Consider the following 17,318-nt stretch of genomic DNA (forward strand, 5'->3'; position numbering starts at 1 on the left):
TACCAGTTCAGTGAACAAGATCTTGCCGAGGCCTATGATGAAATGAGCAAAAATTATGCGTGTTGAGTGCCAAAAATTGTGGGGATCCCTCAGGGTTAGCAGAGAATACAATAAAAAAAGTGATGCGTTTTTTCTAAGATCAGTTTATTCCCAGCCAGCCAATACAACCTTTAACTACACCACTTTAATAAAAAATAACAATAGGAATATTTTTAATACTGTATATCCAGGCATAAAAACAGGTAGAGTAATAAGAGGTTTTCTAGAATATGATTTTAACGGAATAAAATACATATCCAGAGTCTCGAGCTCATTCAAAAAAACAGTAATTTGCTTTTCATCTCTTCCAGTTAAAGGAGAAGAGCAAAAATATAAATTTATAAAAACAATTAGCTCTCACCCCGTGAATTTTATTTTTGCCTTAGATAAACAAGCTCCTGCCGAGTTTAACTCAGGCACCTATTACCTAGACTCAGACTCAGGAACAGAATACTTAGACAACTTACAACATCTTATAGATGAAATATTTAAAAACAACAAACAAGATAGTTTCTTGCTTGTAGGAAGTTCAAAAGCAGCCTCTGCCGCACTTATTTTCGGACTACTAAAAGGATATAAAAATTTATTAATATCCGCCCCTCAAATCAGAATAGGAGAGTATATAAAAAAGAGAGCTAAATACATTTTTAATTATTTTAACTCAAAAGGCAAGCAGCAACTTGATGATGTAATATTAAATCTAGCAAAAAAACAAAAACCTACAGATATGAATTTAACAATAACCTGTGGGATAGATGATGATTGGCACTTGCATGAACTAGAATTAATAGAAAACACTGGTTTAGAAATACAAAAAATAGTGACATTGGGTTCTCACAATGAAGGCGCCCCGCAAGATTACAATAAAATATTGAGTAGATACTTAAGCTTCTCCAATGGGTTATCTAACTTCCCAAGCACAAAAAATCTAGAATTAGAATGGGAAGTGAATTCTAGTTATATAGTTAGTGAAGATAAAGTATCTATAGCTTGCTTTGCTTCTAGAACAAGTACAACACCAGACGCAAGACAACTTTGGGCTTGCTATCTTTACCATGGTGATAAAATTAATAAGGCCATGTATCAAAGAAGTAACACTTTCATTTTCAGCATCAACACCAACCAAAAATTGAAGTACCAAGTATTTTTAAAAGACAAGATGACCAACGAAAAAACAATTAGTAAAACTTTTCACATTTAAAAATAAAAAACATACCTGATTATCTATTATCGTTATCCAATTTGAAAAGTCTCATCGGTATCGGAGGAGTTCTTATCGCAACAAAGCAAAACCTCGGCAACATCCTCTCCAGATCAAAACGTCGGTTAAAGCGATAACAGAACTCCGCCTGATACCCAAGGGCAACGCGTCAGTCATGCTATATTACTTACTGTTCTATCAAACTGTGCTATTTTTCATCTCTGATGCGTCAGCCCTGACCAAACACCGAGGGCCGACGCTAGGGCGAGATCATGAAAAACCTTTGCGGGATAAGGCTTTCGAGAGATTATAATTTAAAAGCCAGCAGCTACTTTACACATCGGAGCGTACATTTTTTGAAGGAAAATCTTGATTAGGCAGGTTCATCCTGATAAAAAATCCCAGCTATTAATATACGCTACAGATAAAATTCGGTTAGATTTTTATATATAAGCAAGGTTGGAACTGTGAATTTCAAGAGCATTATCACTTATTCGTTCAAGCAAAAATTTTCTCCTGATTTTTTGTTCGAGGGAGAAGGCGCGTCATTTTTTTATACTTACATCCGCAAAAATGCTTCCACTTCATTCAAAAAGTTATTTCAGGAACTTTACACCGGGGTATGTCCCGGGGAACTACCGTCCATCGCTTGCATGGCGGAGCATGCCCGAGTGAAGGGGTTGACGCCGGCGGAGATTGGCCAGCGCTTCGAGACCAAGCTGTTTGTTTACCGTGATCCTATTGATCGAGTGTTCTCGGTCTACAAAAACAAGTTGATTCAGCAAGATGGTGCAGAAGACCTGCTCAAGCGGCTGGAGAAGGTGGTAGAGCGTGATCCTGGCTTGCTCACATTTGATGAATTCGTACATGAATATGTGGTACTGCTCGAAACCGACCGCTGGGAAGAGGTCGATGGCCACCTTTATCCGCAGGTATGGCATCTGCTTCCGATTACCTACAACAAGGTGATCCGCATGGATAATGTCTACCGGGAAATGCAGGATCTGCTACCTCCTGAACTATGCGGCCGAGTGTTCAAAGAGCCGTCCAACAGCACGACGAAAGGCAGTGTGTCACTGCCTTGGGCAGATCCTGACTGCCCGGCCATTTACTTCCGTAATAAGTACGTACAGGGCAAGGCCCTGCCTTCGCTGAACCAGCTACTCACCCCCGCCACGGAAGCCCGTTTGCGTGAAGTCTATGCGGATGACTACCGCATGATTGAAGAAGTTGAGGGGAAAACATCAGCCTTGCTGCTGTCAGCGTCAGCTTTACCACCCGGGTTGGATTTCAGCCTACCGGAAGAGCATAACAAGGGATAAGTGCATTAAGCTTGTAAGCGATAGACTGGGCCTCCTTTTTTATACCTTTATTAATCGAGCACTCAATGACCAGAAAATATTTCGGCACCGACGGCATTCGTGGCAAGGTCGGTCACTCTCCTATTACTCCCGATTTTGTCATGAAGCTGGGCTGGGCCGCCGGCAAGGTGCTGTCTCAAACCGGCACCCAAACCGTGTTAATCGGCAAAGACACCCGTATTTCCGGCTATATGCTGGAATCGGCACTGGAAGCCGGCCTTTCTGCCGCCGGGGTCAATGCCGCCCTGCTGGGCCCCATGCCCACCCCGGCCATTGCCTACCTTACCCGCACCTTTAGAGCCGAGGCGGGCATTGTGATCAGTGCCTCACACAACCCCTATTACGATAACGGCATCAAGTTTTTCTCTCACAACGGCACCAAGCTGCCGGACGAGGTTGAACTGGCCATTGAGGCCATGATGGATCAACCCATGGACTGCGTGGCGTCCAATGCGCTTGGCAAGGCCCGCCGCATTACCGACGCCGCCGGTCGTTATATCGAGTTTTGCAAAAGCACCTTTCCAACCGAGCTCAGCCTGGAAGGTTTACGCATTGTGCTGGACTGCGCCCATGGTGCCACCTATCACATTGCCCCGGCGGTGTTCGAGGAGCTGGGCGCCGAGGTCATTACCATTGGCGCCAGCCCGAATGGCCTGAACATTAACGATCAGGTCGGCTCCACCGCCCCCTCGGCATTGGTGGCTGCAGTCAAGCAATACCGGGCCGATATGGGCATTGCCTTCGACGGCGACGGCGATCGCCTGGCCATGGTGGATCACACCGGTCAGTTGCTGGATGGCGACGAGCTGCTGTTTATTCTGGCGCAGCACGCCAGCCGCCAGGGCACCCTGGGTGGTGGTGTGGTGGGCACTCTGATGACCAACATGGCACTGGAGCTGGCCCTGGCCGAACAGAATATTCCCTTTGTGCGTGCCAAGGTGGGCGACCGTTATGTAATGGAGCAGCTGCAGCAGCACGGTTGGAAGCTGGGCGGTGAAAACTCCGGCCACCTTATCAGCCTGGATCACAACAGCACCGGAGACGGCATTATCGCCGCCCTGCAGGTGCTGAAGGCCGCCGTGAGCCAGGGGCTTAACCTAAAAGAGCTGCGTAGCAGCCTTACCCTGTTCCCGCAGCGGCTGGTCAATGTGCGCTTTGCTCCCGGCAGCAACCCGCTGGAAAGCGATGCCGTTAAACAACGGGTGGGTGAAGCAGAAGTTAAGCTGGCCGGCAATGGCCGGGTACTGCTGCGCAAATCGGGCACCGAGCCGCTGGTGCGGGTAATGGTGGAAGGTGCCGATGCACCGTTGGTTAATGAGCTGGCGGAGTATATTGCGGAAGCGGTTTAACCCCTTCGGGGAGCTGTAAGCCGTAAGCTGTCAGCTGTAAGAAAAACAAATGGATTCCGGCCTTCGCCGGAATGACTACAGTGAGCACGGAATAACTTGAGTGCGCGCCGAAATGAGCCAAGTTGAGTGACACCCTTATGACTAAGACAAATATTACAGTGGTGGGGCTGGGTTATGTGGGGCTGGCCAATGCGGTGTTGCTGGCGCGCCACCAGTCGGTGACGGCCTTTGATATCAACCCTGAACGGGTGGCCATGCTGGCAGCGGGGCAAAGCCCGGTGCAGGATGACGACATCAGTCACTACCTGGCCACAGAGCCGCTTAGCCTGCATGCAACCACTTGCTCGCAACAGGCGTTTTCCGAAGCCGATTATATTGTGGTGGCCACCCCTACCGACTACGATCCGCTCACCAATTTTTTTGATACCAGCTCGGTAGAAGCGGTGGTTGAGCAGGCACTGGCCATTAACCCGGAGGCGGTGTTTATTATCAAGTCTACGGTGCCGGTGGGCTTTACTGTCGGTTTGCGCCAGCGGCTGGGGCATGAGCACATTGTGTTTTCGCCGGAGTTTTTGCGCGAGGGCAAGGCCCTGCACGACAACCTGTATCCGTCCCGCATTGTGGTGGGTGGTCATGGTCACCACGCCCGGCAGTTTGCCGCCTTGCTTCAGCAGGGCGCCCTGGCCGAGCAGGTGCCCACCTTGCTGGTAAACAGCAACGAGGCCGAGGCCATCAAGCTGTTTGCCAACACCTACCTGGCCATGCGGGTGGCCTATTTTAACGAGCTGGATACCTTTGCCGAAAGCCATGGCCTGGATGCCCGGCAAATTATTGAAGGGGTGGGTCACGATCCGCGCATTGGCATGCACTACAACAACCCTTCCTTTGGCTATGGCGGCTATTGCCTGCCCAAAGATACCAAACAGCTGCTGGCCAACTATGAGAATGTACCCAACAACCTGATCCAGGCCATTGTGGATACCAACCGCACCCGTAAAGATTACATTGCCGGGCGGGTGCTGGCGCACCGGCCCGGGGTGGTGGGCATTTATCGGCTGGTGATGAAGCAAGGATCCGACAACTTTCGCCATAGCGCCATGCTGGGTGTGCTGCGCCGGCTAAAACAACAGGGCGTATCTGTCGTTATTTATGAGCCCACCCTTGAACAAACCGAATTTCAGGGTTGCCTGTTGGTTAATAGCCTTGAAGCATTCAAGCAGCAAGCCGATGTTATTCTCACCAACCGACGGCATGCCGATTTACAAGATGTGGCCAACAAGGTATACACCCGGGATATTTTTGGCCAGGACTGATCAAAAAACACAAGCACAATGAATTTATTTGCAGGAGCACCCATGAACTTAACCCTTGCCGCCGCGGCATTTTGCAACTGGCAACTGGCTGCCTCTGTTTTGCGGCAGTTCCCTACCAACGGCGAGCTTGCCGTAGCCGGGCTGACAAATGCCACTGCCATTATGCAGCTGGAGCAACAACTGGCCGAAGAGCAGAGTGGCGCCCTGGTACTTTATGCTCCGCTGCACCTGGCGCTGGAGCAGGCAGTTTGTGAGGGAGTAGAACCCTCTCAGGCCGTCACCCTGTGGCGGCACAATGCCGCCCAGCTGGTACGCCTTTGCAAGCAACAGCGCGGCCGGGTGCTGTTGTTCAACCTGGCCGAGGTGCTGGCCGCCCCCCAGTTGTTTAAAACCCTGTGCACCCAGCACTGGCCCAGCCTGGAAGTACACCCACAGTCGGTACCCGCCATTGCGCACATCGGGCCCGTGCTGCACCGCCTGCTGGCGCAAAACCTGCTTTCCGCCAGCCCGGAGCTGGCCGCGCTGGAACAACAGCTTACTGCCCTGGCGCAGCCCCTGGAAAACCTGGCACCTGTACAACCCGGCCTGAGCGAGTTTAACCAGCTGGTAGCCGATATGCAGGCCGGGCAGCAGGCGCAAGTTAGTCTCAAAAAGGCAGAGCAGCAACTGCAACAGCTGCAGCAGACATTGGAGCAAGAGCAACAAGTAACTCGGCAACAGGCTGCCAGCCTGAATGCACTACAGCAGGAAAAGACCCAGTTGCTGGAGCAACTGCATCAGGTGCAACAAGCACTGGAAGCAGGCCGGCAGGAAAAGGCCCTGCTGCAGAAGCAGTTGCATAAAGAACAACAAGCACTGAAAGCCAGTCAGCAGGAGCAGCAAAAAACACAGGCGGCTCTGCAGCAGGAACAACAAACGCTGCAAGCCAGCCGGCAGGAGCAGCAAATAGCACAAGCCGCGCTGGAGCAAGAGCAACAGGTAACTCGGCAACAGGTTGCCAAGCTGAACGAGCTGCAGCAGGAAAATGCCCTGTTGCTGGAGCAACTGCATCAGGTGCAACAAGCACTGGAAGCAGGCCTGCAGGAAAAGGCCCTGCTGCAGAAGCAGTTGCATAAAGAACAACAAGCACTGAAAGCCAGCCTGCAGGAGCAGCAAAAAGCACAGGCGGCGCTGGAGCAAGAGCAACAAGTAACTCGGCAACAGGTTGCCAAGCTGAACGAGCTGCAGCAGGAAAAGGCCCAGTTGCAGGTGCAACTGCATCAGGTGCAACAAGCCCTGGAAGCAGGCCTGCAGGAAAAGGCCCTGCTGCAGAAGCAGTTACATAAAGAACAACAAACGCTGAAAGCCAGCCGACAGGAGCAGCAACAAGCACAGGCGGCTCTGCTACAGGAACAACAAGCCCTGAAAACCAGTCAGCAAGAGCAGCAAAAAACGCAGGCGGCGCTGCAGCAGGAAAATACCCAGCTACTGGAGCAACTGTTTACCGTGCAGCAAGAGCTGGAAAATCGCCTGCTTGCCAGCCAGCCAATGGAAGAGCCGGCAGAGGAGCCGACACTGCCACCGGCCATTGTTCAGGAACAGCCCGAATCAACCGGCACTCCCTCCCCCTTTAAAGACAGGCTGAAAAAACGCTCGGAAAAGAAAAAGCTGCAGCGCAAGGCTGCCGAGCTGGCCGCCTCTTCTTTGTTTAATGCCGAGTGGTATCTCAGTGAATATCCCGATGTGGCCACCGACAAGGCATTCTCCAGAAACCCGGCGCTGCATTATCTCAAGTGCGGGGGCTTTGAGGGACGCAACCCGGGGCCGCAATTCGACAGCCAGAGCTACCTTGATGCCAACCCGGATGTGGCAGAAGCCGGCTTTAACCCGCTATATCATTACCTGCGCTTTGGCCAAAGCGAAAACCGGCCGCTTTATTAATGAGCGCGGATATTTTGACAACCCCAATGGATGAACAGACGCTGCGCGCCTTGTTCAACCCCGAGTGGTACCTGAAGCAATATCCCGACGTGGCCGCCGCCGGCATGGATCCCTGGCGGCACTTTATTCACCATGGCATGCACGAGCACCGCCAGCCCTGCCCGGTTGCCGCGCTGGCACTGGAAGACGAACTGTGGCGCGGTCATACCCAGGTGCTGAGCAAACTGCACACTCTGGCTGCCGGAAAAGGCACAGACGCGGCCGTGGCCGCCTGGGTGCTGGCGCGCTGGCATGCCTCCCGGGGTGAACACGCCACGGCGGAGCCTTTATTGAGCGCGTATTTTGCCGAGCCGGCCGCCAGCCTGTTGGTAAACCACGCTGGCCCCTGGTTGTTGCTGTTTGGTGTGCTCTGGCAACAAGATAAAATGCAGCAGGCCGCCGCCTGGCTGGCACAGCCGGGCTGGCCCCAAGTGCCCGATCATGCCCTGGCCCGGTTTATGCTGCCGGACCATCACACCCTGACCACACTCAATGCGTTTTACCAAAGCCAGGGGTTATGCCCGCTGGCATTGCACCAGGCCAAAAAGCCTCTGGCGCTGGATAATCTGAGTGCGCCGGCAGTACCTGCCGCTAAAAGCTCTTGGTGGCGCCGTTCACCGCTGGTGAGTGTGATTATGCCCTGCTTTAATGCCGAAGCCACCATCACTACGGCCCTGCGCAGCCTGCTGCAGCAAAGCTGGCAAAATCTTGAGATTTTGGTAGTAGACGATGCCTCAACCGATCAATCGGCACAGGTGGTGGCGGCGCTGGCACAGCAAGACTCACGCATTAAACTGCTGCGCCACAATACCAACCAGGGTGCCTATGCGGCACGCAACACCGCACTGGCCGTGGCCCGCGGGCGCTTTATTACCACCCACGACTGCGATGACTGGTCGCACCCGCAAAAAATAGAGCGCCAGGTGGCCCTGTTGCGGCGCCACCGCCATGTGATGGCCTGCACCAGCCACTGGGTGCGCTGCACGCCAGAACTGCATATCGCAACCTGGCGGCAAGAAGCAAACTGGGTGCAGCGCAATGTGTCGTCGCTGATGTTTCGCCGCCGGGTACGGCGCAAGCTGGGATTCTGGGACCGGGTGTCTGTTAACGCCGACACCGAGTATTACTACCGCATCATTCAGGCATTTGGCCCCGCTGCCGTAGCAGAGGTGATGCCCGGTGTGCCTCTGGCCTTTGGCCGGGTGGATGCCAATTCACTCACTCAGCAAAACCACACTCACCTGCGCACCTTTTATGAAGACAACGGCCTGCGCCGGCGTTATCACCAGGCGGCGCAGGCCTGGCACCAGGGCAGCAGCCGGCTGTATATGCCGCCCGCGCCCAACCAGCGCCCCTTTGCCGCCCCCGCCCCCATGTGCCGGGGCACAACAGAAGCTCGCGCTCATAACCTGACCCTGCTGGCCAAACAAAGCGGCCTGTTCAATGCCGGCTGGTATTTGCGCCGTTATCCGGATGTGGCCAGTGCCGGCATGGATCCCTGGCAACATTACTGTCGCTTTGGTTACCGGGAAGGGCGCGATCCGGGGCCCAATTTCAGCGGCTCGGGCTACCAGTTTGCGGTGTCCAAGGCAGTGGCGGAGAACCCCCTGCTGCATCTGCTCAACGCCGACCAGGCTGTTGGTTACACGCCACCCCTGCATGCAGGGCAGTTAGCACCACGGTCGGAATGCCCTACGCTGCTGCTGTGTGCCCATCAGGTCAGTGAACAGTGCTATGGCGCCGAGCGCAGCTTTCTGGATGTGCTGCGTGCCTGTACCGGCTTGCCCTATAACCTGGTCGTTGCCCTGCCATCGGCGCAAAACGCCGCTTATGTGCAGCAAATACGTGAACTCTGCCACCAGGTAACCATATTGCCCTATCACTGGTGGCGGGCCGGTCGAACCACAGAAGTCGATACTGTTGACCAGTTTGCCGGCCTCATTCGGCAGTTCAATATCGCCTTGGTGTATTGCAACACCCTCACCCTGTTTGAGCCCTTGCTGGCAGCCAAAAAAACAGCCGTGCCAAGCATTACACATGTACGTGAACTGCCGGAACATGATGCCCCCTTGTGTGAAGCCTTGCAGTGCCAACCCGAGCAAATACGACAGCATTTGCTGCAGTATTCGGACTTTTTTATCGCCAATTCGCACGTGGTAGCCAATTACCTGAACGCGGCTGATCGTGTTGATATTATTGGTAATATTATTGATATTAATGCTTTCAACCTGCCCTTTCCGGCTTGCTCTCGCTTGCAACTGGGAATGGTCAGCAGCAACCTGCCCAAAAAAGGCCTGCACGATTTTGTCCGGCTCGCTGTTTTGCTGCAAGAGCAGGGCATAACGGTGGATTGCGTGCTGATCGGCCCCGAAAATGAACACACTCAGGCCCTGTTCACTGAACGGGCTGCTCCCGCTAATCTGCGCTTTGCCGGTTATTTGCCTTCACCACAAGAGGCCATCGGCCAGCTGGATGTGCTGGTCAACCTGTCGCATTTTCAGGAGTCGTTTGGCCGTACCGTGCTGGAGGCCATGGCCGCCAGCCGCCCTGTGGTTTGTTATGAATGGGGGGCTCTGCCCGAGCTGGTAGAACAGGGTAAATCAGGCTTTCTTGCCCCTCTGGGCGATATTGCCCAGATTGCTGAATATGTCGCCATGCTGGTTGAAAATGAGGCTATGCGCAACTCCATGGGCCAGGCCGGCCAGAATCGGGCCTTTCAATATTACGGCCCGCACGCCATGCAGCAGGCACTGGCCGGGGTGTTGCACAAGCTTATAGGCACAGACAGAAGTAAAGAGAACATTTAAACTCATGGGTTATTCATTATTTAGCAAGCTAAACTCGGCCTGTCGCACTCGAATACAAAAGCTTTTCACTACCGCAACGCCCTGGATAAACCCAAGTCCCATCTTAAAATGGCATCTGGACTACCCTTCACGAAAAAATGGGATCAAATCAACACACTCTGGCTTAACTGTGCAAGGTTGGGTACTGCTCCAAGAAAGCTGCGAACAGCCTGTTTATATCATCGCACGCTGGTCACCCAGCTTTGACACCTGCCATCAGGTCAACACTAAAAGGCAGGATGTGGTTCGTGCAATGCAGGAAAGAATACCAAGCGCCAGTAAGCAGTCGCATTGCGGCTTCAGCTTCACCGTGCCTTACTCTGCAGGAAAGATCGAGCTGTTCTTGAGAGTTAATGATAACGAATGGCCGCTACAGGTTATTGAAGCCTCTCACCCTCATCACGTCTCTCATGCATTGAAAGTATTAAAGGGAAAGCAGGGCTGGCTTTTTCTGGATAACGATACCAACAACAGCGTGGACCAGTTCACCGGAAAAGTAAGGTTAACCCCCCTAAGCTTGAACAAGTGGAACCTTTACTTTCAGGAAATGGAAACACTTGCAAAGAAACACTCTCAACATTATGCAATGCTGATTGCCCCTTCCAAGGAAAGCGTTGTCGGTGCCAAGTATCATCCCCAAAAGGAAGGCCTCAGCCCCGTCACGCAGGTAGTGCAACTGGCTCCTCCGTCCTTACTGGTGTACCCACTGGCAGAGCTTAAGAAGCAAGGAGATACGTCATACTTCAAAAGTGATACTCACTGGTCCCATAAAGGTGCCCTTACGGCAACTATTGAGCTGGCAACACGGCTAGGAATAGAAAAAAGCACTCTTGAGCAACTTTTTTGCAATGATGTTTATCAAGACCTGGTAAAGGGTGGCGACCTTGGAAATAAGCTGACCCCAAAAGTAACCTGCAGAACAGAAGTACTAAAATCATTCAACTACAGAAAATCGGTTATTTATGACAACGGCCTACCCAATATCGGCCGCATTATCATATTTGCAAACAAGAGCGCCCCTATCAAAGAAATCTGCTTAACGTTTGGCTCTTCATCAAGTTACTCCATGTTCAGCTACTTAAGTCGAATCTTTGAAAGCTATATCTTTATTCACACTGCAGGCAACATAGATCCGGAGCTGGTAGAAAAAGTGAAACCAGATTACCTGGTTACTCAAACTAATGCTCGATTTGTCGTGCAGGCACCAACTGTAGAGTACTCTGTCTCACAGGCAATACGTGAGAAAATAACATCCCTTTCAAAAGAGGAAAAAAGCAAGACGATAAAAAACAGATTAAACAACAATAAGGAAACCTTGAGAAGACTTCAGCTTGATCACTTGGAAGAGTGCTTTCTAAGCGAGTTTAATAACAAGTTGGAGTTCGAATGACACAATCCTCTGCAATAAGCCCCCAGCCCCAACTACAACAAGTTGAACCTTGTACTATATCTGCCATCGATACCGGCTGGGTGCTGGTAACTGGTCAATTGAACTACCATGGCCCCGAGCTTGAGGCCAGACTTTTAGTCAGGCAGAAAAATGGCGAGCAACTCAATTTTGATGTGCCCGTCACCCTCAAGGGGAAGTTGTATGAACTGGTTAAGCTGCCTGGTGCATCGCAAATATGCCTGGAAGTAAAAAGCATGGGTCATGCCAGTGGTCTTGATACTGTCAGCATTACCCAAATCAACTGGGCTACCGCACATTATTTAATGTATCGGCGGATTTACCACGCCTACACCACCGCCTCTCACGCACAGCGGCGTGTGCTGGGTCTGCACCCTTTAGCCATGCTTCGCGATCCTTACTCTGCGTATGCTCTGATTGGCAAAAGCCGTTATTACACGGCCTCGCCTGCCTATGCCCAGTGGATTGACCAGAGCGAGCACTTTACACCGGCTGTTGCCCACCGCCTGAAACGAGCAGTAAAAAAACAGGCGCTTGCCGCTGTTGCGTTTGAGATGCTGATAGATGCGCGCCAGACGGATACGCCCGTTGCTGTGCAGCAAACATTGCATTCGCTGCGGCAGCAACTGGAGCTAGCACCGGTGGCTTGCAAGGTGCTGCTTACTGCGCAGCAAAGGGATGAGTGGGCTGCCCTGCTAAAACACGACATCGAGTTAATAACCACAAACGAGCTGGCAGAAGTGCGCTGGCCCGGTAACAACTGGGTGTTTGTTATGCAGGCCGGCACTCGGCTGGCGCCCTGGGCGCTGGCCTGGATGGCCATGGAAGCCCAGAAACCGGACACAGCCTTTATTTATTCGGATAACGATTATTGGCTGAACGAAGAACGGGTTAACCCGCAGTTCAAGCCCGACTGGTCACAAGAGCTGGCCCGCAGCTCGGGTTATGTAGGCTCCGCGTTTGCGCTGCGCGGCGATTTGTTCGGCAAGGTAGTGGCAGAAAACGGCGTTAATTGTGCCTATCAGCTGGTACTGGATGCCACTGCCCTGGTTGGCGAGCAGGCCATTTGTCATATTCCCGCCGTGCTATGCCACTATGTTGACCATAAGGCCGAAACAGTCAATCGGCAGGCCCTGGAGCGGCATTTACGGCGCAATAAGGTGGCTGCCGAGGTGATCGCGCAGGGTGAATATCTTAGGGTGCGCTATGCATTGCCAAAGGCATTGCCAAAGGTCTCCATTGTGGTACCCACCCGTGATGCGCTGAATTATCTGCAACCCTGTGTGGAAAGCCTGCTGCAAAAAACCACCTGGCCGGATTACGAGTTATTGATTGTCGATAACCAGAGCAGCGAGCCGGCTACTCTCGCCTATTTTGAGCAAGTGTCTCAGCATGAGCGGGTAAGGGTGTTGCATTATGATCAACCCTTTAATTTTTCCGCCATCAACAATTTTGCCGTGGCGCAGGCCAGTGGTGAAGTGGTTTGTCTGCTGAATAACGATACCGAGGTTATTTCGCCCGACTGGCTGGAAGAAATGGTTTCCCGCCTGCTGCAACCCGGCGTGGGTGTGGTGGGTGGACGCCTGTATTTCAGCGATGGTCGGGTTCAACATGCCGGAGATGTGCTGGGCCCGGGAGGCTGCGCCACTCACTTGCACGGCATATTGGAGGCAGACGACCCGGGTTATATGCACAGATCCCTGCTGGCTCAGGATCTGTCGGCGGTAACGGCTGCCTGCCTGGTGACCCATAAGGCGCTCTATCAGCAACTGGGCGGGCTTGATGAAACCAACCTGACCGTGGCCTTTAACGACGTGGACTATTGCCTGCGGGTAAGGGAAGCCGGAGAGCGCGTAATTTATACCCCTTACGCAAAGCTGTATCACCATGAATCGGTGTCTCGCGGCAAGGATGATTCGCCGGAAAAAAAGGCAAGGGCCAAGCGCGAAACGGAATATATGCGCAGCCGATGGAGGCATATGATTGACCGGGATCCGTTTTATAACCCCAACCTCAACTACTCCCAGCCGGATTTCAAACTGGGCAAGATCCCCCGGGTAGGATGGCCGTGGTAATGGTGCTTAATCAGCAGCGCACCCTGATTGTGGAGCAGGGACCTAACCCTACCACGGATTTTTTTATTCTGCCCTGGCTGCAATCAATCGGCAGCGGCATCACAAGGCGTGGGCTGAACGACACCTTGCCTTCCTCTGCCGGCGAGTATGAGGCAGTGGTCTTTGTTCGCTACCTCACCCCGGCCTGGCGCAAATGGGTGGAACAACATCGCTCGCAACTGGGCGAGGTGGTGTTCTTTATGGATGACGATCTGTTTGATTTACGCGCCCACGCCGGCCTGCCCTGGCGCTATCGCTACAAGCTCTGGCAGCTGGCCTGGCGGCACCAGCGTTGGCTAAAGAAAATAGGGGCCGAATTGTGGGTTTCCACTCCCTGGCTGGCGGAGAAATATGCCGGCTGGCAACCAAAAGTGTTGCAACCGCAGTCACCCTACTCCGGCATAAGTGCCCAAAAAACGCTGTTTTATCATGGTTCGGCGTCGCACGGGCCCGAGTTTGAGTGGTTGTATCCGGTGTTTGAGCAGGTGCTGGCGCAGGATGCCAGCCTGAGTGTTGAGCTGATTGGTAACCACAAGGTACGCAGGCAGTTTGCCGCCCTGCCCCGGGTGCATGTGCTGCATCCCATGCCATGGCCGGCCTATCAGGCGCTGCTGAGCCGGCCCGGAAGAACCATAGGGCTTGCGCCTTTGCTTGACAGCCCCTTCAACCAGGCACGTTCTGCAACCAAGTTCTTTGATATCACCCAGGCCGGTGCCGTGGGCATATATGCCGACCACCCGGTATATCGTTCTGTCATTCAGCACCAATATAATGGCCTGCTGCTGCCCATGGACCAGCAAGCTTGGATAGATGCGATTTTACGGCTAAGTAAACAAGACCCGAGCAGGCAAAACATGTTAAAAAATGCCTCCGATTTTACGCACCAATATACATAAGTAATCTTGCGTAACAGGTGTGGATGCAAGGGTTGGTTTGCCTTTATCGTCACCCTCGCGAAGGCGGGGGGCCAGTGTCTTTACAGGCGAACCGCAGTCTGAAAATTCTGCGCTACAGGCCCTGAATTCCCACCTTCGTGGGAATGACGACTGAACCACTCCTGTTATGCGGCATTACTTACAGCGCGATCTCGCACGCCAATAACAAGGGATAAAAATAATGAAAGCGATCATACCCGTTGCCGGCCTCGGCACCCGCATGCTGCCGGCCACCAAGGCCATTCCGAAGGAAATGCTGCCGATTGTCGACAAGCCGCTGATCCAGTATGTGGTGAACGAGGCGGTGGCCGCCGGGGTAACGGAAATCGTGCTGGTCACCCATTCCAGTAAAAATTCCATCGAAAACCATTTTGATACCAGCTTCGAGCTGGAGGCCACCCTGGAAAAACGGGTAAAGCGCCAGTTGCTGGACGAGGTGCGCGCCATTTGCCCCGATAATGTGACCATAATGCATGTGCGCCAGGGCGCGGCCAAAGGCCTGGGCCATGCGGTGCTCTGCGCCAAACCCTTGATTGGCGACGAGCCGTTTGTGGTGATTTTGCCGGATGTGCTGATTGACGATGCCGCCGCCAACCTGGTGCAAGACAACCTGGCCCAGATGCTGGCCCGCTTTAATGAAAAAGCCGTTAGCCAGATCATGGTGGAGCCGGTGCCCCAGGAGCAGGTGAATCAATACGGGGTGGTGGACTGCATGGGCCAGGAGGTGGCGGTAAACCAGAGCAAGCCGATGACCGGCATAGTGGAAAAACCAGCCATCGATGAAGCGCCGTCCAACCTGGCGGTGGTGGGCCGTTATGTGCTGAGCAAGGCAATCTGGCCGCTGCTGGCAAAAACTCCGCCCGGTGCCGGTGATGAAATTCAGCTAACCGATGCCATTGCCGAGCTGATGAACCAGGAGCAGGTAGAGGCCTACCGCATTGTTGGCAAAAGCCACGACTGCGGCAGCAAGCTGGGCTATATGCAGGCCAATGTGGAATATGCCCTGCGCCACCCGCAGTTGGGTAAAGACTTTGCCGATTATCTGGCCTCGCTCAACAGTGCCAATATTGTGCCTTTCGCCGCTGGCCAATAACTTACGGATGTCTTGTGCTGTTATCTCAACACCCTCTTTTTTCCGCCCTAAAGGCTCAGGCGCAACAAGCGCAAACGCTCACGCTGGCCGAACGTTTTCGGCAGGATGCCCAGCGGGCTGCCCACCTGTCGTTTCGGCTGGGCGACGATCTGCTGGTTGATCTCTCCCGTCAGCAGTTGGATACAGCAACCCTGGCACAGCTGTGTCAGCTGGCCCGGGAACTGAAACTGCCAAAAGCCATTGCCGGCCTGTTTGCCGATAACCGCTTTAACCCCAGCGAGCAGCGCGCCGTGCTGCACACCGCATTGCGCATGCCGGCAAGTCGCGTGCTTGAGCATAACGGGGTTAACATTATTCCCGCCGTACATGCGGAGCTGGCCAAAATGCGCCACTTTTGCCAGCGGGTGCATAACGGCGACTGGCGAGGCTACACCGGCCTGCCCATTCGTGATGTGGTGAATATTGGCATCGGAGGCTCCGATCTGGGGCCGGCCATGGTGTGCGAGGCGCTCATGCCTTATCAGGATAAAGGTATACGGCCACATTTTGTGTCCAATATCGATCCTGCCCACCTGGCTACCATTCTGGCAACGCTTGATCCGGCCACCACCCTGTTTGTGGTGTCGTCAAAAAGCTTTGGCACCGACGAGACCATGTCCAATGCCATGGCCGCACGCCAGTGGTTGCTGAATGCCTGTAGTGATACCAGTAGTGATGCAAGTAATGATGCCAGCCTGGTGCAGCAGCACTTTGTGGCCGTGTCTACCCATCGGCAAAAGGTGGTGGAATTCGGCATTGCCGAAGAAAACATGTTCGAGTTCTGGGACTGGGTGGGCGGCCGCTTTTCACTGTGGTCGGCCATTGGCCTGCCCATTGCGCTGGCGGTCGGCTTTGAGCGCTTCGAGCAATTGCTGGCCGGTGCCCACGCCATGGACGAGCACCTGCGCACCGCGCCGCTGGAGCAAAATATTCCGGTGCTGCTGGCCCTGCTCACTGTGTGGAACCACAACGTGCTGGGGTATGCCAGCGAGGCCGTGTTCCCCTACAGCCAGCTGATGGCGCGTTTTCCGGCCTTTCTGCAGCAGCTGAACATGGAGTCTAACGGCAAGTCGGTCACCCATAATGGCCAGCCGGTGAGCCATGCCACCGGCCCTGTGGTGTGGGGCGATGTGGGTTCTAACAGCCAACATGCGTTTTTTCAGTTGCTGCATCAGGGCACCACAGTGGTACCGGCCGAGTTTATTGGTTTTGTGAACTCGCCCTATGACTACCCAAGCCACCGCCACAAGCTGCTGGCCAACATGCTGGCTCAGGCCGAGGCGCTGGCCTTTGGTAAATCCGAACAGAAAGTAGAAGCCGAACTGAAGGCGGAAGGCCTGAGCGAACAGCGCATTGCCACCCTGCTGCCCAACAAGGTCATGCCGGGCAACCGCCCCAGCACGGTGATTTTGTGCAAGGAGCTGACGCCTCATACCCTGGGTAGTTTGATAGCCCTGTATGAGCACAAAACCTTTGTGCAGGGCGTGCTCTGGGGCGTGAACAGCTTCGACCAGTGGGGCGTGGAGCTGGGTAAAAAGCTCGCCAGCGGGCTGGTGGATACGCTTTCGGGTAAGGCCGGTGGCCAGTCCCATGATCCGGCTACGCAACAGCTGATTAAGCAGATTGCCGAGTGGCGGGCATAACCTGCAGGTTTGCTGTAG

Annotated in this window: 11 protein-coding genes and 1 pseudogene; 11 read left to right on the top strand and 1 reads right to left on the bottom strand. The window is 53.6% G+C overall.

Annotated elements, in window-relative coordinates:
* The first annotated feature begins 55 nt into the window (after window positions 1-55).
* Window positions 56-1,240: a hypothetical protein gene (locus tag HNR62_RS07130; protein WP_204795402.1), complete on the top strand. Its 1,185-nt coding sequence runs from the start codon at window positions 56-58 to the stop codon at window positions 1,238-1,240.
* A 19-nt stretch (window positions 1,241-1,259) separates the two neighbouring features.
* Here the strand turns inward: HNR62_RS07130 and HNR62_RS07135 are convergent.
* Window positions 1,260-1,394, bottom strand: a pseudogene (locus HNR62_RS07135) (IS1595 family transposase); the annotation flags it as partial.
* 313 nt (window positions 1,395-1,707) lie between these two features.
* Here HNR62_RS07135 and HNR62_RS07140 point away from each other — a divergent pair.
* The 10 genes from HNR62_RS07140 to pgi all read left to right on the top strand — a co-directional run bounded on the left by HNR62_RS07140 (window position 1,708) and on the right by pgi (window position 17,300).
* Complete coding sequence (locus tag HNR62_RS07140) at window positions 1,708-2,562, top strand: sulfotransferase family 2 domain-containing protein (RefSeq protein ID WP_204795403.1); 855 nt, start codon at window positions 1,708-1,710, stop codon at window positions 2,560-2,562.
* A 65-nt stretch (window positions 2,563-2,627) separates the two neighbouring features.
* On the top strand, window positions 2,628-3,950 hold the full coding sequence (gene glmM / locus HNR62_RS07145; RefSeq protein WP_204795404.1) for a phosphoglucosamine mutase: 1,323 nt from the start codon (window positions 2,628-2,630) through the stop codon (window positions 3,948-3,950).
* A 137-nt stretch (window positions 3,951-4,087) separates the two neighbouring features.
* Window positions 4,088-5,263 (top strand): nucleotide sugar dehydrogenase, encoded by a 1,176-nt coding sequence (locus HNR62_RS07150; RefSeq protein WP_204795405.1) that lies wholly within the window; start codon window positions 4,088-4,090, stop codon window positions 5,261-5,263.
* Between the two features lie 42 nt (window positions 5,264-5,305).
* Window positions 5,306-7,183, top strand: coding sequence for a coiled-coil domain-containing protein (locus HNR62_RS07155; protein WP_204795406.1), 1,878 nt, complete (start codon window positions 5,306-5,308; stop codon window positions 7,181-7,183).
* Window positions 7,184-7,197: 14 nt separating this feature from the next.
* Complete coding sequence (locus tag HNR62_RS07160) at window positions 7,198-10,029, top strand: glycosyltransferase (RefSeq protein WP_204795407.1); 2,832 nt, start codon at window positions 7,198-7,200, stop codon at window positions 10,027-10,029.
* 4 nt (window positions 10,030-10,033) lie between these two features.
* Complete coding sequence (locus HNR62_RS07165; protein WP_204795408.1) at window positions 10,034-11,458, top strand: alginate O-acetyltransferase AlgX-related protein; 1,425 nt, start codon at window positions 10,034-10,036, stop codon at window positions 11,456-11,458.
* Window positions 11,455-13,551, top strand: coding sequence for a glycosyltransferase family 2 protein (locus tag HNR62_RS07170; protein ID WP_204795409.1), 2,097 nt, complete (start codon window positions 11,455-11,457; stop codon window positions 13,549-13,551). The genes HNR62_RS07165 and HNR62_RS07170 overlap by 4 nt, the downstream gene beginning before the upstream one ends.
* Window positions 13,551-14,486: a glycosyltransferase family protein gene (locus tag HNR62_RS07175; RefSeq protein WP_204795410.1), complete on the top strand. Its 936-nt coding sequence runs from the start codon at window positions 13,551-13,553 to the stop codon at window positions 14,484-14,486. The genes HNR62_RS07170 and HNR62_RS07175 overlap by 1 nt, the downstream gene beginning before the upstream one ends.
* A 220-nt stretch (window positions 14,487-14,706) precedes the next feature.
* A complete protein-coding gene (gene galU / locus HNR62_RS07180) occupies window positions 14,707-15,618 on the top strand; it encodes a UTP--glucose-1-phosphate uridylyltransferase GalU (RefSeq protein ID WP_204795411.1) in 912 nt (303 codons plus the stop codon).
* Between the two features lie 14 nt (window positions 15,619-15,632).
* The gene (gene pgi, locus HNR62_RS07185) at window positions 15,633-17,300 is read left to right on the top strand and encodes a glucose-6-phosphate isomerase (RefSeq protein WP_338044085.1); all 1,668 of its coding nucleotides are present in this window, start codon (window positions 15,633-15,635) and stop codon (window positions 17,298-17,300) included.
* The last annotated feature ends 18 nt before the right edge of the window (window positions 17,301-17,318 follow it).

The sequence above is a fragment of the Oceanisphaera litoralis genome, from assembly GCF_016907015.1.
Lineage (GTDB): Bacteria > Pseudomonadota > Gammaproteobacteria > Enterobacterales > Aeromonadaceae > Oceanimonas > Oceanimonas litoralis.

Bases quoted from the DNA above. Each gene is read 5' to 3' on its own strand.
- HNR62_RS07155 (WP_204795406.1), top strand. From the start codon at position 5,306: ATGAACTTAACCCTTGCCGCCGCGGCATTTTGCAACTGGCAACTGGCT.
- HNR62_RS07170 (WP_204795409.1), top strand. From the start codon at position 11,455: ATGACACAATCCTCTGCAATAAGCCCCCAGCCCCAACTACAACAAGTT.
- HNR62_RS07165 (WP_204795408.1), top strand. From the start codon at position 10,034: ATGGGTTATTCATTATTTAGCAAGCTAAACTCGGCCTGTCGCACTCGA.
- HNR62_RS07175 (WP_204795410.1), top strand. From the start codon at position 13,551: ATGGTGCTTAATCAGCAGCGCACCCTGATTGTGGAGCAGGGACCTAAC.
- galU (WP_204795411.1), top strand. From the start codon at position 14,707: ATGAAAGCGATCATACCCGTTGCCGGCCTCGGCACCCGCATGCTGCCG.
- HNR62_RS07150 (WP_204795405.1), top strand. From the start codon at position 4,088: ATGACTAAGACAAATATTACAGTGGTGGGGCTGGGTTATGTGGGGCTG.
- glmM (WP_204795404.1), top strand. From the start codon at position 2,628: ATGACCAGAAAATATTTCGGCACCGACGGCATTCGTGGCAAGGTCGGT.
- HNR62_RS07130 (WP_204795402.1), top strand. From the start codon at position 56: ATGCGTGTTGAGTGCCAAAAATTGTGGGGATCCCTCAGGGTTAGCAGA.